This window comes from bacterium (assembly GCA_016786595.1).
In the GTDB taxonomy this organism is placed as follows: Bacteria; Bdellovibrionota_C; UBA2361; order SZUA-149; family JAEUWB01; genus JAEUWB01.
Map to the genome: position 1 here is coordinate 18,578 of JAEUWB010000001.1, position 17,413 is coordinate 35,990.

Below are 17,413 nucleotides of genomic sequence, written 5' to 3' on the forward strand. Positions count from 1 at the left end.
GTTAAGACCTCTTTTTACGTTCATTGAACTCATGTTCCCAAACTTTGGCATACTTCATAAATGTGTAATAGGCCTCAGCTAAAGCTACAATAAACCCAGCCTTGCCCTCACTGAACCCTCGCTTTATTACATAAAATTTAAAAAATCTAACTAAAGGGTTAACAATCAAGGAAAATAAACTTGCTCTGCCTCCCAACTGATACTCTTCGCGCGCAGCATCCGTGGAATGCTTATTCAAGCGACTAAATTGATCTTCGATATTCTTATAAGTGTAGTGTTCAAGTTCGCCCCCCAAAGTCTCAGTTTGTCCTTCGACAATTGGCTTTTCGTGAGGATCTGTTCCGCCCCAAGTAGTTTTAGATTTACGTAAAAGCCGCAAGCGATATTCGGGATACCACCCTCCGCGCCTCCACCAACGGTCTAAAAAGAACACAACCCTGTTCATATAATAGCCGTTGATATTTTTCGACTTGGCTTGGCTCAATGCAGATAGAATATTTTCTTTGAGCTCTGGAGTAACGCGCTCATCAGCATCAATATTTAAAACCCATTCATTCTCACATTGTTCCAGTCCGAATGCTTTCTGCGCACGATACCCTGGCCAAGCTCTCGTAAAAACCTTAGCGCCAAGCTGCTTGGCGATTTCAACGGTGCGATCTTGGGAGAAAGAATCGATCACAATAATTTCATCGCAAAAAGAAACACTCTGGATACACGCCTCCAAATAGCGCTCTTCGTTGAAAGTTATAATAAATGCCGATATTTTTTCTCTTTTATCCATGTTTTACAATACGCGATACTTGCATGGATACAGCTTCAGGTAAAATTGATTTCATGCAAATTGTTCCAAGGCCAGGACATTGCTTTAAATAACATGGGCTACAATCAGCTTGACCTTGCATAATCCACTGTTCCGAACCCCAAGGCTGAGATCGCTCGGGACTAGTCGGGCCCCAAAGTGAGACGACTGGAATGCCGCTAGCAGCCGCAATATGCATTGGCCCCGAGTCCGATCCAACGGCAAGTAGCATTTCAGAAAAAACTGCCGGTAATAAACCAAGTGAAGTCTTTTCAACTAAATTAATCAGCTTAACTTTAGCTGTAGCAGTTAGCGCTGCCGCATAAACTCGTTCACTCTTGGCGCCAATTAACACCGGCACCAATTGGCACTCTACATGCATCCGCTGGATTAATTCCTGATAATACTCAACTGGCCAGAGTCTCGTTTCCCAGGTCGAGCCCAGCAGTAACCCAACCAAACGATCCCCTTCACTGCGCCCAGCAGAATTTAAGATTTCAAGTGCAGTTTGTCGCGCGAGTTTAGTCGGCTGTAATCCAAAATCAAGTGGTGTTGCTACAGCTAAACCTAGATAATCACCAAAAGCTTGATACTGTATGACCTTAGAAGAAAAATGTTCGGCTGCCGGAACTTGTTCCGTATTAAAAATCCAGTTGAATTCGCGTGAGTTTTTTCGATGGAAACAAACGCGGCGCGGCGCACGGCTTAATAGAGAAGTCACCCCGCTTTTAAAGTGCCTTTGCAAATCAAGAGTTAAATCAAAATTTTGGCTACGCATTTTTCTGAGAAATTCTAAATAGCCGCTAAAGCCACGAGGACGATCAAACACGAGAATTTTATCAATCGCTGGATGGTTTTCAACCAGACTCTTGGAAATCGGTTCAACGGCCCAGGTAATCTGCGCATTTGGCCAGGAACGCTTGAGTCGCGTTACCAGTGGCAAGGCTCTAGTAACGTCACCAATTGCGCCAAAAAGAATAACCAAAATCTTTTGTGGATAAGTATCCATCTATGAACCTTTCATAGCTTTACGTTAACTTTGTTCTTAGTTCCGTCTCAACGTCCTTGGCTTGTTGAAAAATCTGCTCGCTCACGTCGGGAATATGCCCATGTACTACTAAATTTCGATGTCTGCTTATTAAAATAAGCTGTTCATACAAATCGTCACTTATAACTTCTAATAAATGGAGAGTATCTACCATTTCTCTGAAAGAGACCTGCCCGTGTTCTTTTAGCCGTTCTCCATCAGTATGGTTACCCCATAATATACGCACACGCTGTTCTATTTTTATAAAAATTTCCACAAATTCACTTCTGCTGCTTCGAAAATCACCTAGCACGCTTGAATCAATTTCTTTAGCAAGTCGCTGAGCTGCTTTAGTATATTTTTTTGGATCTATAATTGTTGAGACAAAAAAACCTCCTCCGACAATTGAAGCTAAAATTAGTTCAACCGTGAATAATTGAATCGATTGAAACCACCACAAAGCATAACAAGTCGGGTACAAATACATTACCAAGAGACTCCCAATAATGCCAGATGCAGTAACAAGAATTAAAAGTGAAAGTTTTACATGGTAATCTTGTTTAAGAGATTCAAGTATTTCAAACAAAGTTTCATCTGCCCGTGCAGCACTTTCCATAAGACTATGCACTAACGTGTAACCAGCAATTAAAAACCCTATAAACGTTGCTATTGATTGAGAGGCAGAACTATATACCCAATAAATGTTATCAGAAACGTCCATGATTATTACCACTCATCCCCCGCTCAAAGCCTCTAACCAATCCTTCTGACAACTGATATTTATGACAATATCTGATCCAGCGTTTTAGTAAGTCCAAACGCCCAATTAGATTATTAGAAATTTTAAAAGCATTGTCGAAATCTATTAAATAAATATTTCCAGCTGCATCAACTATGACGTTGGCAGGATGAAGGTCTGGATGAAAAATTCCTAATTTAAGAACATCTAGCGCTTGTTCAGCTGCTTTCTCAGCAAAACGTTCAATCAGCACAAGCTCACAGTTTTTCTGGTTGAGTTCCGCCAAGTTTCTAGAACCTTCAATGACAGTCGTTGCGAGCATGCCCCGGTATAAAAAGCCTGATCTTTTGACACTTGCTGCCATCACTTCAGGCACTGAGACATTATTACAGGCTAAGTAATTTAAAATTTGCAGTTCGCGAAAAGGGCGATAGAGCAGCGGATCCTTAGAAAGACTGACAAATTTATCATGCGAGACAAAGCGCATCATCCCGCCACGTAGATACTGACGCACAATTAATCCCTTGGGTGAGCTTTTATAATAGAAACTTCCGCCGCGACCGCCTGTAATTTTTATTCGATCTTCCGCCTGCAAGGTAAAAAGATTGGGGACCTGCGCTCCGATTCGATGGATGTGCAAACTCAAGTCATTCTCTGATCTATCTAATGTAAAATTGCCGGGTGGAAAAATATTGCTCATTTTTGGAGACCTCGTCGTGAGCTCGGGTCGAAGGCAGGCTGACAAGAGGTCAGCAATTGCTGTACCGCGTTTACTACCATCTCAGGAGTGAGATTTTTGCGGCAAGCATGGGTCCCCGTCGGACAATATTGCCTGCCATGCCGCCCGCAAGGACGGCAGCTTAAGCCTTCCACACCGAGATTGAGATGCCTGTTTTGCCACGGGCCAAAACCAAATTCAGGCACTGTGGCGCAAAAAATTGCCGCAGTTGGAACTTTAAATGCAGATCCAATGTGTAGCGGTGCGCTGTCATTTGTAATCAACAACTCAGACTTTGCAATAACTGCTGCGGATTCAATCAAAGTAAGCTTGCCGACCAGATTAAGCACTTGGCTGCCAGTTGTTGTTTCAATCAGCTGCGCAGCTTCCCTGTCACTTGGCCCACCCACTAAACATACAGCGAAATCAGCTGCGTTTAATTGCCGAGCTACTTCAGCAAAATATTCTGGTAGCCAGCGTTTTGTGAGCCAAACGCTGCCTGGCGCAATTGTTACAATGCGCTTGTTGCCAAAAGTCTGCAAAACTTGCGCTGCTTTCTCGCGTGCCGCTTGAGGCAGGCAGAGCTTTAAATCCGCAGGGAGTGTCTGTGGGTCAACGCCAAAATTTCTCACAATCGCTAAATTTCTGAGCACAGCATGCTCGAGATCGCGTCCGGGACAAGTCTGGGTATACAAAAATCTCGCTGAAGCTTCCGCAAAGCCGACGCGACGAGGAATGCCTGCAAGAAAAAGTAGCACTGCTGTGCGCCAGGAGCGGTGCAAACTCACCGCAAGATCAAACTTTTCCCCTCTAAGTTGCTTGGCCAGTCTGAATAAGCCCTTCAAACCAGCATCAGATCTACGCTTATCAAAAGTAATCACTGCGTTTACATGCGGGTCTGAGCGCACGAGGTCGGCACTTTCCACTGTAGTTAACAGACTAATTTTTGCTGCTGGGAAAATTTCCTGCAAGGCAGAGATCACAGGAGTTGAGAGTACTAGGTCTCCCAGAAAACTTGTTTGTACAAGTAAAATGCGTTCGGCCGTTATACGAGCCCGCTCGTTTTGAGCCACGCTAATTCCTCGCTTAAACCTTGCTCAAGACTAACCTTGGGCTGATACCCAATTTCACGTTGTGCCAAGGAAATATCCGCCGCAGTATGTCGCGCATCCCCGGCTTGAGTCTCTTGAAAGCTTAAATTTAATTTTCTACCGATTAATTCTTCAAGCACACTGAGCACTTTCTTTACAGAAACGCGTGAGCCTCCGCCGATGTTAAACACGAGAGCTGAGCTCTGGGCTTGCGCGGCGCTCAAGTTTGCTTGAATCGCATCACTGATGAAGGTGAAATCACGGGTTTGCTCACCATCACCATAAATCGTCAGTGCTTGGTTTTGTAGACCTGCTTTAATAAACTTATGAAAGGCCATGTCTGGGCGTTGGCGCGGCCCGTAAACAGTGAAGTAACGTAGACTCGCAGTCGGCACGCCAAATTCTGTCGTATAGAGGCTCATTAAATGCTCAGCTGAAAGCTTGGTCACGCCATAGGGGCTGACTGGTTGTGGTTTCATCTTTTCAGTTGTGGGGTACGTTTCCGCATTCCCATAAACTGAAGAGCTTGAGGCGTAGACAATTTTCTTTAGCGAATTACGCACTGCACGATCTTTAGCTGCTTCAAGTAGGCGCTGCGTCGCTTGGATATTGCTCTCCAGGTAGAGATCAAAACTCTTACCCCAACTGGCGCGCACGCCAGCTTGCGCTGCTTGATGGAAAATCCAGCTTGCGCCTTCAAGTATTGGCAGTAAATCTAACTTCGCAAGATTTCCCTCGACAAAATTAAATGCGCGGTGATCCCGTGCTACTTGTAGATTTTTTTCTTTAATTGCGCGCGGATAGTAGTCGAGGAACGAATCGACTCCAACAACTTCGTGCCCATCATTTAATAAACGCTCTGTGAGATGTGACCCGATAAATCCGGCACATCCGGTAACAACACATTTCATCTAGATACTCTATTAATTACTCGTTATTAGCGCTTGTGCTTCGAGAATACTATTCACGTGCACAGGCACATCGTTTTCCTGACAAACCTTTGCAAGGTGCCGTACTCCATAACCTGTGTGAACTAAGATTGCTCGTGTTTTTGGCAATCCAATGTTCCACCCAAATTCAAGGTCTGAGAGTTTATCTCCAACCATATACGATTGTCCAAGGTCGATTGAAAAGCGCTGCGAAATCTCAGCAAACATTGCAGTTTTAGGCTTACGGCATTGGCAGTTATCCTCCGATAAATGTGGGCAATAAGCAATATAATCTAGCGTCGCGGCAGGATCCTCAGCGCTTAAAAGCTGCTGCATTCTTGCATGAATTTGCTCGATAGTTTCACTAGTTGCTTCACCTCGCCCAATCACTGACTGATTAGTGACGACAAAAACATGAAAGCCCGATCGCTTTAAATTTCCAATCGCCGCCGCAGCACCTTTGATTAAAACTAGATCCTCAGGTCGGTTGATATAACCTAGGTCGACATTGATCGTGCCGTCACGATCCAAAAATACAGCCTTTTGCTTACTTGGTTTCTGCACAAAAGTAATATGTCATTCCTATGTTCGAATAGCAATACTTTCTGAGGATCTAGTTCCAGGATTTAAGGGTTCGGTTGAGGAGAGGTCGCGGCGCAAATTTTTTTCGATGCTGACTTTATTGCAATAAACGAGGCGGAGAAAAAAATTTTGCAACGAAGAGATCGCCCAACCTAACCCTTAAATCAAGCGGCGAAGAGTTTAAGTTGAGCTGGACATGTCGGCGGCTTAATCGGGAGCAATAACTTTTCCGGAGCAACTTGCTTCAGCGCATTAAAGACATGCCGATAAGCGTGGGGTCTCAGCGTACGGAGATTTTTATCAGCAATCAATTTCTTCGAGACTGGAAGATTTCGCAATTGTTGATCCGTAAATGAAGTACCTACTGCTAAACAACCAAAGGTAATGTAATCGGCATGTTGATTTAAAATCTCTGCGAATTTCCATGCATCGCGGTGCACATCTCCGTATGGCAAAATTGGCGAAACGACGAGATTAATTTTAACGCCCTGGCAACGCAGCCCATCTACGGCCAATAAGCGCTCGGAAATACGGGGCTGTCCTGGGGTATAGCGTTGAACCACGTTTTCTAAGGGAGACTCTAAATGCATCGCCACGATGGCTTGTTCTCTGAGCATCTTTAAAGTTGGTAAAGCAGAAATTACCATCGGTGAACGAGTCTGGATCACCAGTAGTTGTGGCGCGTAGCGCTCCAACAAATCAAGCACACCCATGGTCACAGCAAATTTTCGATGCAGGGGAAGAAAAGGATCATTAATTAGTCCCAGGTAAATCACAGACTGATTTAACGTCCCCTGTTCTTTAAGGGTATGCAAGCGTCGTTCAAGTTCGATCAGAGCATCATCCTTGAGCATACTCATTCTGCCTGCAGGCAGAAACATCTCACGAGTTTCCGGCAAGCGTAAATGAAACTGGCTTGGAGTGAAAATGTGCTCGGCTGAAATTTCATCGGCTGCTTTTTCAGTTTCATGAATTGTATATGTCAGACCATTTGGATAACAGTTAATGGAAATTATATTTGTAGCGTAACTTGACCAAGTGCGAAGCAACTCGGGTAGATGGGGGTCGAATGTGCGCGAAGACAGATCAATCGGTCCCGCATCAATTGGCGTTGAGCTTGTTATTTTAACCGCCCGTAAATCTTCTGGACTATGGCTAGCCCTGGGCTTTGTAGACATATAAGTCTCTCCTTAATTAAACCACTAAAAACTGCTTAAAAACCAATAGTCAAAATACTGACTGCTCATGTGACTATATACTTAAACTAACATAAACTTATTCGACTATTCAAGTAAGTTAAACTTTGATTAGGACGCATGAAGATGCATAAGAATTGCAAATTTCTTTAATTATTGCAGTATTTTAATGCGACATAAGAGTATGTCTTAAGAATTTCTCGTAGATAGTCGATAATAAATCAGATAGAAACGGGTTATTGTTATCGTGATCTTAACGACTTAGAACCCACAGGAAAGTGAATGTGAAGTATGAAAAAGAGAAATAATGAAAAAGGTTCTGTAGAATTGATTGTGATTGGCTTGCTTGCAGCGCTCATTATTGTGCTGGCAATTCCGTTAATACGTGACATCGGTCAGAAAACTGAAGCCAATTTACAGAACGTAAACGCCAATTTGTAAGGCACACGCTAGTCATTACATCTGCTGGAAAGCACGCTTTCCTAGCAGAGGCCTTCGTAGTAAATTTTCGTCTAGCACATTCCTATGTCTAAGCTGAAGGCACATTTCTTCTTAATTTTTCTAATCAGTCTAAACGCCTGCACCACAGCACGCAGACCAGTTGTGCCTGGTGAAATTCCAACTCCACGGCCAGTTTCAGTTCAAGACGAGCAATACGGCCACCAAGTCCTTGAACAATTAAGCAAAGAATACGACCTCGACTATAACGATCCTAGGCTTTCAAAAATTGAACGCGTCGTCGACAAATTAACTAAAGCTGCAAACGTTGATAAAGCTCCCTGGCATGTTTATCTTTTCAAAGCACCAGAAGTAAAAAACGCGGCTGCAACGCGAGGAAATCATATTTTTGTCTGGTCTGGCCTGCTCGACTTCACGCAAACCGAGGAAGAACTGGCGACGGTCTTGTCGCATGAAATTGCCCATTTACTTGCGGGACATACTGACCCCGATCCTAATGAACAGGTTAAAAAAATCCTCATCGCAGTAGGCGCTGTCGCGGCAAGTACCGCTGTCTCTACTGTTTCGAACGGCGCGTATTCAAGCCTCGGCGACATTGCCTCATCACTGACTCAAGGCATTGGCAGTGGAATTTTTTTAAACCCCTACTCGCGCCAGCTTGAGCTTGAAGCGGATCATGTTGGCCTCTTTATGATGGCCGACGCAAAGTATGACCCCGCACGTGCAGTTGCTTTCTGGGCGCGGGTGCAAGATCATCCGGATTTTCAGACTGGACCACAGTTTTTTTCAACTCACCCCCCCGCTCAAGAGCGCTTGACTGCACTGCAAAATTATCTGCCCGAGGCAGAGCTGCGCTTCCAAGGAAAAGCAACAAAACAAAACTTTGCCAGCGCTAATAACATGAGCGTCACTTCTAGCCAGTGGCAGAGCAGTCCAAATAATCAACGAGATAGAATGCTCAACCTCAATCAAAGTCACGCACGAGTGATCAGTAACCGCGCAATTGTTTATGCATCACCATCAAGTCAATCACGCAAGCTCGGTGAGATCCGGCTTGGTGGATTTGTAAATATTCTGTCAGAGAAAAATGGCTGGACCCAAATCACTGCGCCAACAAATGGCTTTGTCAGAAGCGCAGATATCCAGTAGTAGTTAAAACTAAATACCCTTAGGACACCTACTTTTGGATCTATACTTCTTTACTGCAAATCCCGATCAGATTCGATCAACTAGCTCGGCACAAATTAGCGGCTACGTTGTAGATTGGGAGAAGTGCGACAAGGCAAAACGCCAAACCGGCGCAAATACGTCCATCTCCAACTACTCCGTAGCTGATTTAGAGCGCGCCAGGAATTTAACTACTAAGCACCTAATTTGCAGAATCAATAACCATCCCGCATTAATTGCCACAGAAATTGAACAATCAATTGCTGCAGGTGCAGATGAGATTCTGCTCCCGATGGTAAAAACTGCTGAAGAAGTAAGAGCTGCATTAGACCTAGTCGCTGGACGGGCTCCGCTTGGCATTTTAATTGAAACTAATGAAGCTGTAGCAATTGCCAGCAAACTCAACGACTTGCCACTTTCGCGAATATATATTGGGCTGAATGATTTATCGATTTCGCGCAATCAAGCGCATAATATTTTATTGCCGCTTGTCGATGGCACAATCGATGCACTACGAGGAAAAATCACTCGTCCATTTGGCATTGCTGGTGTGACAATTCCCGGGAAAGGTTCGCCGATTCCTGTTGAACTTTTACTCGCCGAGCTGCTGCGCCTGGAAGTAGCGTTTACCTTCCTGCGCCGATCTTTTATCAAAGATTCTAGTCCTGACAGTTACGCAACTGACATTGAAAATATCCATCGACTTATAGCAGCGGCTGCTGAGCTCAAAAATGGTTTGCGACTTCATCGTCGCGAGCAATTTATTCAAATGGTCCAAGCATGCTCGACAAATTAAGCGACAAATCAGTGCTAGTGACCGGCGCAACTGGATTTATTGGAACTAACCTAGTGCACGCGCTGGCCCCTAAAGGAATAGCATTGCATGCTCTAGTTCGCCCGACTAGTGATCCGAGCCGCATCAATGAGCTTAGCAGTTACGCCAAACTTCACTACGCTGACCTAAGAGATCAAACTACCCTAGAATCGATTGTTTCGGCGATTGATCCAAATTATATACTTCATTTAGCTGCTACTCCCGATCACTCCCAAACATTAAGCCAATGTCGCGAGGCGCTAGAGACCAGTATTCTCGGAACATTTAACCTCTTACAAGCTGCAAGCTCACTTAAGCATTTAAAAAAAGTTATTGTCGCAGGTAGCTTATTAACCGATAGCTACTCTCAAGTAGCATCTGCCGAACTAATCAGTTTTCGTTCGATTCCTAAGTCTTCGGAACGCATGCTCGCCACTTGGCTTGCACAAAATCTCAAACTACCAGTTCTAGTTTTACTGATTGCTCGGGCCTACGGGCCGTTTGAAAAAGTAACGCGTTTCGTTCCACAACTAATCAACGCTCATATACGAAATCAAGTCTTAGAACTTACAGCAGAACCATGTTTTCGTGATTTCATTCATACTGACGACCTCAGCCAGGCTTTTTTACAAGCAATGACTGTCGAGACTACGCCAGGTGCAATTTTCGAATTAGGTTCTGGGCAACTAACTTCAACGCACGCCGTTGTGCAGCAGTTTGAAAAACTCATTGGTTGTGAAGTAAAAAAACACCCCGGCAAATATCCCCAGCTTCAAGCTTTAATGCATACTCACGCGGCAAATATCACAGAGACGTGCCGAATCCTGAATTGGTCGCCACAAGTAGATTTATCCGCAGGGTTAAGTAAGACATTTGAGTGGTACAAAAATGAATGGCACAAAAACAATCCGACATTCTAATGCCCACGCTCGACACTAAGCTATCAGTCATCATCCCTGTCTATAAGAACTCCGCGACAATTAGCGAATTAACTCAGCGCCTCCAGCAAACTCTCGAGCATATGCTTACGAGCTACGAAATTATTTTCTGCGTTGATGCTTGCCCAGAAAATTACAGCGCGCTGATCAAAGTACTTGCGGCCAATAACACACAAATCAAACTACTCGCGCACCCGACGAATCTTGGGCAACAGCGTGCAATTTTTACAGGCCTCAGGGCCGCAAGCGGCAATATTTTCGCGGTCATGGACGCAGATCTCCAGGATCGACCCGAGGACCTGCCTACCCTACTCCTGGAACTTCAAACTGCTTCAGCCGTTTTTGCGGGAAGGCGTGGCCAATACGAATCGCGTTTTAGACTTTATACTGGGAAAATCTTTAAAACTTTTTTGTCCTGGATTACTGGGGTTCCTGCCGACGCTGGAGCATTTGTCGTCTTTGACAAAAGTATTTATGATTTTTTAATGATACATGCTGGTGAAAAACCATTTTTGACTGCCATGATTGGACTAAGTAAGCGTCCAGTTACGTCCATTCCGATTATTCGCAGCAAACGCGAGCATGGGGAATCTGCATATGGCGCATTTCGGCGTTTGCACCTAGCCACTAATGCAATTATCTATAGCCTTAAGTATAAACTGCTCAAATAACTTTTAAGCCAAAATTTATGGAAAATGCCTGGCAATTTCTTGGTAGTTCTGGAGAAAACCAAAGCTTCATGATTGGCGGCGTAAATGTCTGGTCACAGACTTGGGAGTCGCCAACTGGAGAAAAGGTTACAGTCAAAGACCCGCACCATGGGGAAAGTTATATTTTTAGCGTTTATGAAATTAGAGTCGATGGTAAAAGAGTTCAGTTTCTTGCTGGAGAGTTTTCTAACGGTATTTACGGATTCTATGTCCCAATTGATCAAACCAAGCTAACTTCATTCCGAAAGCATCTTTTCCTCGCGTTATTACCTTCGCTACTGATGTTTTTGCTTTATTTTACGCCAGTCAGCGTTTGTAGTTGTTTAAATAAGGGCATCATCGCCGCTACGATTGCCTTGGGCGCAGCATTATCGGGAATTTTTTTCGCTCTCAAAGCAATTGTTGAACAACGCAGGGAAAACCTTATAATCAGTAGAAATTTCGCCTTAATTGCCGCAATCTTAGCTCTACCAGCCCTGCTACTGCTTGGTCCATTGGGCTGATTAAATCCAAAGAATTTCAGCTAACTTCGGCAGTTAAAAGCTTAGCGTTTTTGGCAATACTTTTTAGATTGTGCTAAACTCATGATGGTTAATTTTCCTTAAATTTTTATCCGGGTAGAAGTAGATTATGTTTTGGCGCAATTAAAAGTTAAAACTTTTACCTGCGTCGAAGCGATAAGCACTAAGGTTATACTTCTATCAGACCCGCTAGGCCTGACTTAAGAGATTTTTTCACTTTTAAGTCAGGCCTAAGGAGGGCCTGAACAATCATGAAAAAACCCAAAACCCTGAACGCTGATCTGTGGAGAACGGCATGGGCCTTCTACGGAGCAGTTTTCGTGTTCTTAATCGTGGCGTTGACTGCATCTGCATGGGGAAGTCAACTGCATGTATTGCATCGCGGATCCAATACGACCGTCGAAACAGTCAGCCTTTCAAGAATCTCTCTTGGAGGAGTTAAGATCTCAGTCGAAACTCCAGTCGGCTGGCGTGCCAGATACGACACTGACCTCGACCTCGTTGAGTTCGTGCTCGAAGGTGGCAAACCGCTCCCCGAAAACCAAGCCCTTGAGCTCAGCCTCGGCGGCGCATACGATGCCCATGAGCAAGATGAGATTCTGGCTGCAATCAAGCGCGGCGGCATGAAGGCTCTTGTCCATGACTACTCCGCAAGGAAAATTGTGTCGGCCGCGAATCCTTCAGCGGTTCAGACTCTCGAGGCTACGTCCGACAAGGTCTCTTTCACCTACACGGTAAGTGGAGAAGAGGATGGTAAGGTCTGGCACAGACGCATCGTCTGCTGCTACTGGCTTGCCAAATCTGCCGACAAGGAAATTCTGGTCGCACTGAATGCCACAGTCGACTGGGACAAAGCTGAACCCGAAGGCTGGCTCAAATCGATCACAGCGATCCGAGACACGGTCTGCTCTGGGTCGAAATGAGATCGGTCGCTGCAACAAAAAATAGGGCGTCACCCTTTTTGGAATGACGCCCTAAAGATTTTTAGCTTATCGCCTCGACTTTTCTAACGTTCTATCGCCTTAGTAGTCTCTAAATCTGGATTGGGACAAGCAGAACGGCATTGTCTTTGTTGAGCAGCACCAGCAAGCTGCTTACAACATTCAATACATGTGCGGCGATTTGCACAGTTTCCGCAATACTGATAGCTCGGAATTTCAACAATATCACCATTGTCGTCTTTGCATGAGAATTTTGCAGCATTCAGCATATTCACTAAGCAATCTAGGCTAACAAAATTACTCTCTCTACATTCTTCTGCTCGCGCACTCAAATTATAGATAAACGGAATGGCTAGGAAATAAAAACAAACAAATAATCGAACTAACTTCTTCACAACTAATTTCTCCTTCTATTTTTCACACAATTATGATTTTTGCTCTCGCGATGAGAGCTAAGAACCTCAAACAACCTATTGAATAAAAAGAAGGACGGGTGCTTCATCATACAGCCAGCCAATCTAAGCAGGCATGCTGCACAGTGGGACATCCGTGCGTAGCAAGGAATGCTCATACGCAAAGCCTACATAAGCTTAAGATCATCGACTGTCAACTGCGCGTGCTAGGCAGAATGAAAAACTTCTTGTTCAACAAGAGAGATTTTCTCGTGCCACTTGATTAGATTGACGACAAGAGAATTAAGCTCTTCAATTCCTTGAATAATTTCCTGGTCAGCAGTTTGTTTGATAAAATCAAAATCAGATTCCAAGGCGTCTTTATCGATTTTTTTTGCCTCAACCTTCTGAGCCACCTGCTGATAGGCATCTCGAAAAGGCATGCCCGACTGAACTAAGCGAAAAGCTTCATATGTCGCATAAAGCTCAGATGTCATTGCAGCCTGGAGTCGCTCTTGATTCAAGGTGAAACCTTTAACTAATAGCTCTGTCATCGCAAAAATATCAGCTAGCTCTTGCGCGCCTGCAACTAATGGTTCCTTAGAGTATTGCAGGTCACGATGATAATTTGAGGGAAGTTTAGCAATTACCCATTCAAGCTCTGTGGCCTTTGATCTAACACGTGAGGCCTTGCCACGTAGCAACTCGGCCAAGTCAGGATTACGCTTTTGCGGCATAATCGAGGAACCTGTGGTGAGTTCTTTGGGTAATTTTATAAAACCGAATTCTTCAGAACAGTAAAGGACAAAATCCCAACCAAGTTTTTCATATAAACTGGCAATCCTGGCAGCAAATTGCAAGGCACGCAGCTCGTTGCGACCACGACTATTTTGTACATCAATCACACTGCGCTGAGCAGCGTCAAAACCTAAAAGCCTTGCAACCATTTCTCGGTCAAGCGGCAAAGAGCTACCAAAGCCGGCGCCGGCACCAAGTGGATTGCGATTAAGAATTAAAATTAAGCCTAAACCTTCGCGAGCTAAATCGAGCGTGCCTTCAGCAAAAGCATGCATCCACATCGCAACACTTGAAGGCATCGCGCGCTGGAGATGCGTGTACCCAGGCATGGCGATATGCCCAAAGTGCTGGGCGCGACTAAAAAAGAGTGTCGATAAATCAAGTAGGTGCTTTGTCCAGCTCATCACCAAATGCCGTGTGTAGAGTCTTGTCGCTAGTAAAATTTGGTCGTTTCTCGACCGCCCCGCATGAATGCGCTTACCAGTTTCTCCGTATTTTTCAGCAAGTTTACTTTCAATAACAGTATGAGCGTCTTCAAGTTCGACTGGGATCTGGAAATTCCCCTCTGCTGCAGTTTGCGCGATTTCCTTTAGCCCCGCTAAGAGCTTTACTAGTTCGTCTTTTTTGAGAATCCCGATTGATTCCAGCATTTTTGCGTGCGCGGCAGAGCCGATGCAATCAAAACGCGCGATTTGACAGTCAACTAGATAATCGGTGCCGACAGTTAGACGCAACATTAAGTCGTCAACTTGATAGCCTTTATTCCAGAGTGGGTTTGATTTGTTCATAGGTGGTTTATAATCCATACAATTCAGTCTTTTGCTTAGGCTCGAACTTATACTTCTTCTTATTTTCACCTTGAATTGAAAAAGATAAAGTATAAGGAGCAGTGCAAGCCTAAGCCCGAGATCCTAATATTTCGTCGTCGCGTAGTAATCGCTAGTTCAGTCTAGCTCAATAAAAAACTATAAAAACCAGCTTGCATAATTATGCGCATAAATGTATAAATTATGCAATTATGCTAGATGAACGCATTAAACGGCAGCGCGCTTTGGTTAAGATTCTTAAGTCAAAGCCTTATACTACGCAAGACGACGTAGCGTCTGCCCTTGAGTCTGAGGGTTTTGAAGTCACCCAGTCAAGTATAAGTCGGGACTTTCGTGAGCTTGGAGTCGTTAAAGTTGGCGGTAGATACACCTCAACTTTACGATTTACTGGTGATGCAAATAGCGCAGCGCTCCAGGGGCTCATAAAAAATATTGATCCAGCAGGTGGAAATCTGCTTGTCGTAAAAACAACTCCCGGCGCTGCAAATGTTGTCGCCGCAAGACTTGATGAGAAAGACCTAAACGAAGTGGTCGGTACAATTGCCGGTGATGATACAATTTTCGTAGCCACTAAAACCAAACGCGGCCAGGCGCATGTGATCCAAGCCTTAGAAAAGCTCGATCGCATTTTTTAATTACCTTCTAGGAAAAATCATGAGAATTATTGCTGATAAAATTGCTTCTGTTACTAAAAACGTTGCGTTGACACGTGAATTGCGGCTTGCCTCAGAAATCCTAGCAGTCGAAGGTCAAATCATCGCCGGACGCTTGCACGGACAGAAAAGCGTCTACAATCAAGTTGAAAACTGCCAAGGCCGGATGGTCACCCTACAAGAAGGAGATATTCTAGTTGGCGCACTTGGTCATCGCAATGCACTGCATGGATATTCAGGAGTCGTGCCCGACTCGGTCAAAGTAGGCGACAGACTGAATGTCTTAAACTTAGGCGGCGTGATCGGGCAATGCACTTCAATTAACCCAGAATACGGCAAGCCCTTTGAATTTGAAGTTTTAGGATCGGTTTTAATCTTCCCAGATTTCCAAAGCCGCCAAGGTATTCCTGCACAAACCAGCATGAATGCTCTACCCCAAGTCACAAGCCTGGCGAGTTATCCTAAAACACCTTTAGTTTTTGTCGCCGGAACTTGCATGCAGGCGGGAAAAACTTTTGCCACCTGTCAAATCATTCGTGCCCTTTCCAGTGCAGGACTAAAAGTCGGAGCCTGCAAAGTTACAGGCGTTTCATTGATGCGTGATACGCTCAACATGCTCGACTACGGCGCTGATGCGATTCAATCTTTTATGGACGCAGGCGTTGTCACAACCGACGAGAAGACTTCGCTTCCAGCAGCTCTGGCTGTAATCGGCTCGCTGTCTGAAAAAGGTCTAGACGCGATCGTGGTCGAGCTTGGCGATGGAATTTTAGGCCAGTACGGTGTGCAAGGAATTCTCGGTAGTCAAGAGCTGATTAACCGTGTTGCCGCCCTGATCATGTGCGCAAATGACCCCGTCGCTGCCTGGGGTGCGGCAGCAATTATGAACGATACTTACAAGCGCAAAATCGATCTCTTTAGCGGCCCGACAACGGATAATGCAGCCGGCACAGGCTATATCGAAAAGGAATTAGGTATCCCTGCCATTAACGCGCGCAATAACGGTAAGGAATTGGGAGAATTTATTTTGAATTTAGTTAAAAACCATGGCTGCTAATCATCAAGAAAAAATCGGCATAGCAATTTTAGGAGTTACTGGATTCGGTGGCGGTGAGTTTTTACGCCTAATCACTCAGCACCCTAACGCTCAAGTCGTTTCCGTCCACACCACTTCTAACCCAGGGAAAGCAATTGACGAGGTGCACCCCCATTTAAAGGGTTTTTATAACCTCAAGCTGGAAGAGGATTTTAACGCCGATAAATTAGCTAATTTTAAACATAAAATAATAATTTCAGCCTTGCCACATGGCCCTTCAGGCAAAGCTATCGAAGGGCTGCATCGACTAGTCGCAAAGCAGGGTATAAAAGTTATTGATCTCTCTGGCGATTTACGGCTCAAAGACGAGACGCTGCATCGACAATATTATCCACACTCTGAGGCCTTGACGACGCTTCGCAAAGAAGCAGTTTTCGGGCTGACTGAAATTCACTGTGAGCAAATTAAAGCGGCAACGCTTCTTTCCAATCCAGGCTGCCTTGCCACTGCAAGCATTTTAGCTTTAGCACCGCTAAGCAAAACTTTAGGGTCGGAGTTAATAGCTGTCGCAGTCGATGCAAAAACGGGATCATCTGGGGCCGGGAAAACTCTTTCTGAAACAACCCATCACCCGCAACGGCACGACAATTTTTCATACTATAAGGCTTTTGATCATCAGCACGAGCCAGAGATTGTAGAAAATATTAAGCTCTCAGTAGACACTTCGTTTAGTTTCCTCGCGCAAAGACTGCCAATTGCACGCGGCATTTTTGTCACTGCTCATGCTGAGTTAAAGCACGCCGTAGAAAAAACTAAAATCGTCAATGCTTTTCAAGAATTTTACGCTACTGCACCGTTTGTAAGAATCCGTAACTCTTCCCCGGAAATTCAAAACGTTGTCGGATCAAATTTTTGTGACCTTGCAATTGAAGTCCGCGGCAAACAGCTTTTAATCGCCGTAGCAATTGATAATTTAGTTAAAGGCATGGTCGGACAGGCAATTCAGAATATGAATTTGATGTGTGGACTAGATCAAACAACCGGGCTTTGGACTCCAGCCCTTAATTTAAGTTAAA

Annotated in this window: 20 protein-coding genes; 10 read left to right on the forward strand and 10 right to left on the reverse strand. The window is 44.6% G+C overall.

Annotated features, from left to right (window positions below; translation table 11 throughout):
• Position 1 precedes the first annotated feature (1 nt).
• The 8 genes from JNK13_00105 to JNK13_00140 all read right to left on the reverse strand — a co-directional run bounded on the left by JNK13_00105 (position 2) and on the right by JNK13_00140 (position 7,063).
• Positions 2 to 781 carry a glycosyltransferase family 2 protein gene (locus tag JNK13_00105; GenBank protein MBL7661130.1) on the reverse strand — a complete coding sequence of 260 codons (780 nt, stop codon included), beginning with the start codon at positions 779 to 781 and terminating at the stop codon, positions 2 to 4.
• Entirely contained in the window at positions 774 to 1,808 is a 1,035-nt protein-coding gene (locus JNK13_00110; GenBank protein ID MBL7661131.1) for a glycosyltransferase family 9 protein, read from the reverse strand. Before JNK13_00110 ends, JNK13_00105 begins: the two co-directional genes overlap by 8 nt.
• Before the next feature lie 19 nt (positions 1,809 to 1,827).
• The gene (locus JNK13_00115) at positions 1,828 to 2,547 is read right to left on the reverse strand and encodes a hypothetical protein (GenBank protein ID MBL7661132.1); all 720 of its coding nucleotides are present in this window, start codon (positions 2,545 to 2,547) and stop codon (positions 1,828 to 1,830) included.
• Entirely contained in the window at positions 2,534 to 3,265 is a 732-nt protein-coding gene (locus JNK13_00120) for a phosphotransferase (GenBank protein MBL7661133.1), read from the reverse strand. The genes JNK13_00115 and JNK13_00120 overlap by 14 nt, the downstream gene beginning before the upstream one ends.
• Positions 3,262 to 4,356 (reverse strand): lipopolysaccharide heptosyltransferase II, encoded by a 1,095-nt coding sequence (waaF, locus tag JNK13_00125; GenBank protein MBL7661134.1) that lies wholly within the window; start codon positions 4,354 to 4,356, stop codon positions 3,262 to 3,264. The genes JNK13_00120 and waaF overlap by 4 nt, the downstream gene beginning before the upstream one ends.
• The gene (locus tag JNK13_00130; protein ID MBL7661135.1) at positions 4,329 to 5,285 is read right to left on the reverse strand and encodes a GDP-mannose 4,6-dehydratase; all 957 of its coding nucleotides are present in this window, start codon (positions 5,283 to 5,285) and stop codon (positions 4,329 to 4,331) included. The genes waaF and JNK13_00130 overlap by 28 nt, the downstream gene beginning before the upstream one ends.
• 12 nt (positions 5,286 to 5,297) lie before the next feature.
• Entirely contained in the window at positions 5,298 to 5,867 is a 570-nt protein-coding gene (locus JNK13_00135; protein MBL7661136.1) for an HAD family hydrolase, read from the reverse strand.
• 182 nt (positions 5,868 to 6,049) lie between these two features.
• On the reverse strand, positions 6,050 to 7,063 hold the full coding sequence (locus JNK13_00140) for a hypothetical protein (GenBank protein MBL7661137.1): 1,014 nt from the start codon (positions 7,061 to 7,063) through the stop codon (positions 6,050 to 6,052).
• A 309-nt stretch (positions 7,064 to 7,372) separates the two neighbouring features.
• Here JNK13_00140 and JNK13_00145 point away from each other — a divergent pair, with 309 nt between their 5' ends.
• The 7 genes from JNK13_00145 to JNK13_00175 all read left to right on the forward strand — a co-directional run bounded on the left by JNK13_00145 (position 7,373) and on the right by JNK13_00175 (position 12,613).
• Positions 7,373 to 7,522, forward strand: coding sequence for a hypothetical protein (locus JNK13_00145; protein MBL7661138.1), 150 nt, complete (start codon positions 7,373 to 7,375; stop codon positions 7,520 to 7,522).
• 84 nt (positions 7,523 to 7,606) lie between these two features.
• Positions 7,607 to 8,689, forward strand: coding sequence for a M48 family metalloprotease (locus tag JNK13_00150; protein ID MBL7661139.1), 1,083 nt, complete (start codon positions 7,607 to 7,609; stop codon positions 8,687 to 8,689).
• A 34-nt stretch (positions 8,690 to 8,723) separates the two neighbouring features.
• Positions 8,724 to 9,503, forward strand: a complete 780-nt coding sequence (locus tag JNK13_00155) for an aldolase (GenBank protein MBL7661140.1) — start codon at positions 8,724 to 8,726, stop codon at positions 9,501 to 9,503.
• Entirely contained in the window at positions 9,488 to 10,441 is a 954-nt protein-coding gene (locus tag JNK13_00160; GenBank protein ID MBL7661141.1) for an NAD(P)-dependent oxidoreductase, read from the forward strand. Before JNK13_00155 ends, JNK13_00160 begins: the two co-directional genes overlap by 16 nt.
• Positions 10,414 to 11,130 carry a glycosyltransferase gene (locus JNK13_00165; GenBank protein MBL7661142.1) on the forward strand — a complete coding sequence of 239 codons (717 nt, stop codon included), beginning with the start codon at positions 10,414 to 10,416 and terminating at the stop codon, positions 11,128 to 11,130. The genes JNK13_00160 and JNK13_00165 overlap by 28 nt, the downstream gene beginning before the upstream one ends.
• A 17-nt stretch (positions 11,131 to 11,147) precedes the next feature.
• A complete protein-coding gene (locus JNK13_00170) occupies positions 11,148 to 11,672 on the forward strand; it encodes a hypothetical protein (protein ID MBL7661143.1) in 525 nt (174 codons plus the stop codon).
• A 269-nt stretch (positions 11,673 to 11,941) separates the two neighbouring features.
• Entirely contained in the window at positions 11,942 to 12,613 is a 672-nt protein-coding gene (locus JNK13_00175) for a hypothetical protein (protein MBL7661144.1), read from the forward strand.
• Between the two features lie 83 nt (positions 12,614 to 12,696).
• On the opposite strand, the gene JNK13_00180 is transcribed toward JNK13_00175, so the two are convergent.
• Together JNK13_00180 and argH are read right to left on the reverse strand one after the other, a co-directional pair.
• A complete protein-coding gene (locus tag JNK13_00180) occupies positions 12,697 to 13,026 on the reverse strand; it encodes a hypothetical protein (GenBank protein MBL7661145.1) in 330 nt (109 codons plus the stop codon).
• Between the two features lie 224 nt (positions 13,027 to 13,250).
• Entirely contained in the window at positions 13,251 to 14,609 is a 1,359-nt protein-coding gene (gene argH, locus JNK13_00185; GenBank protein ID MBL7661146.1) for an argininosuccinate lyase, read from the reverse strand.
• A 230-nt stretch (positions 14,610 to 14,839) separates the two neighbouring features.
• Between argH and JNK13_00190 the strand changes: the two genes are divergently transcribed.
• The 3 genes from JNK13_00190 to JNK13_00200 are packed head-to-tail and all read left to right on the forward strand — an operon-like array spanning position 14,840 to position 17,412.
• A complete protein-coding gene (locus tag JNK13_00190) occupies positions 14,840 to 15,283 on the forward strand; it encodes an arginine repressor (protein ID MBL7661147.1) in 444 nt (147 codons plus the stop codon).
• A gap of 19 nt (positions 15,284 to 15,302) precedes the next feature.
• On the forward strand, positions 15,303 to 16,358 hold the full coding sequence (locus tag JNK13_00195; protein ID MBL7661148.1) for a hypothetical protein: 1,056 nt from the start codon (positions 15,303 to 15,305) through the stop codon (positions 16,356 to 16,358).
• The gene (locus tag JNK13_00200; GenBank protein MBL7661149.1) at positions 16,348 to 17,412 is read left to right on the forward strand and encodes an N-acetyl-gamma-glutamyl-phosphate reductase; all 1,065 of its coding nucleotides are present in this window, start codon (positions 16,348 to 16,350) and stop codon (positions 17,410 to 17,412) included. Before JNK13_00195 ends, JNK13_00200 begins: the two co-directional genes overlap by 11 nt.
• Position 17,413: the final 1 nt, after the last annotated feature.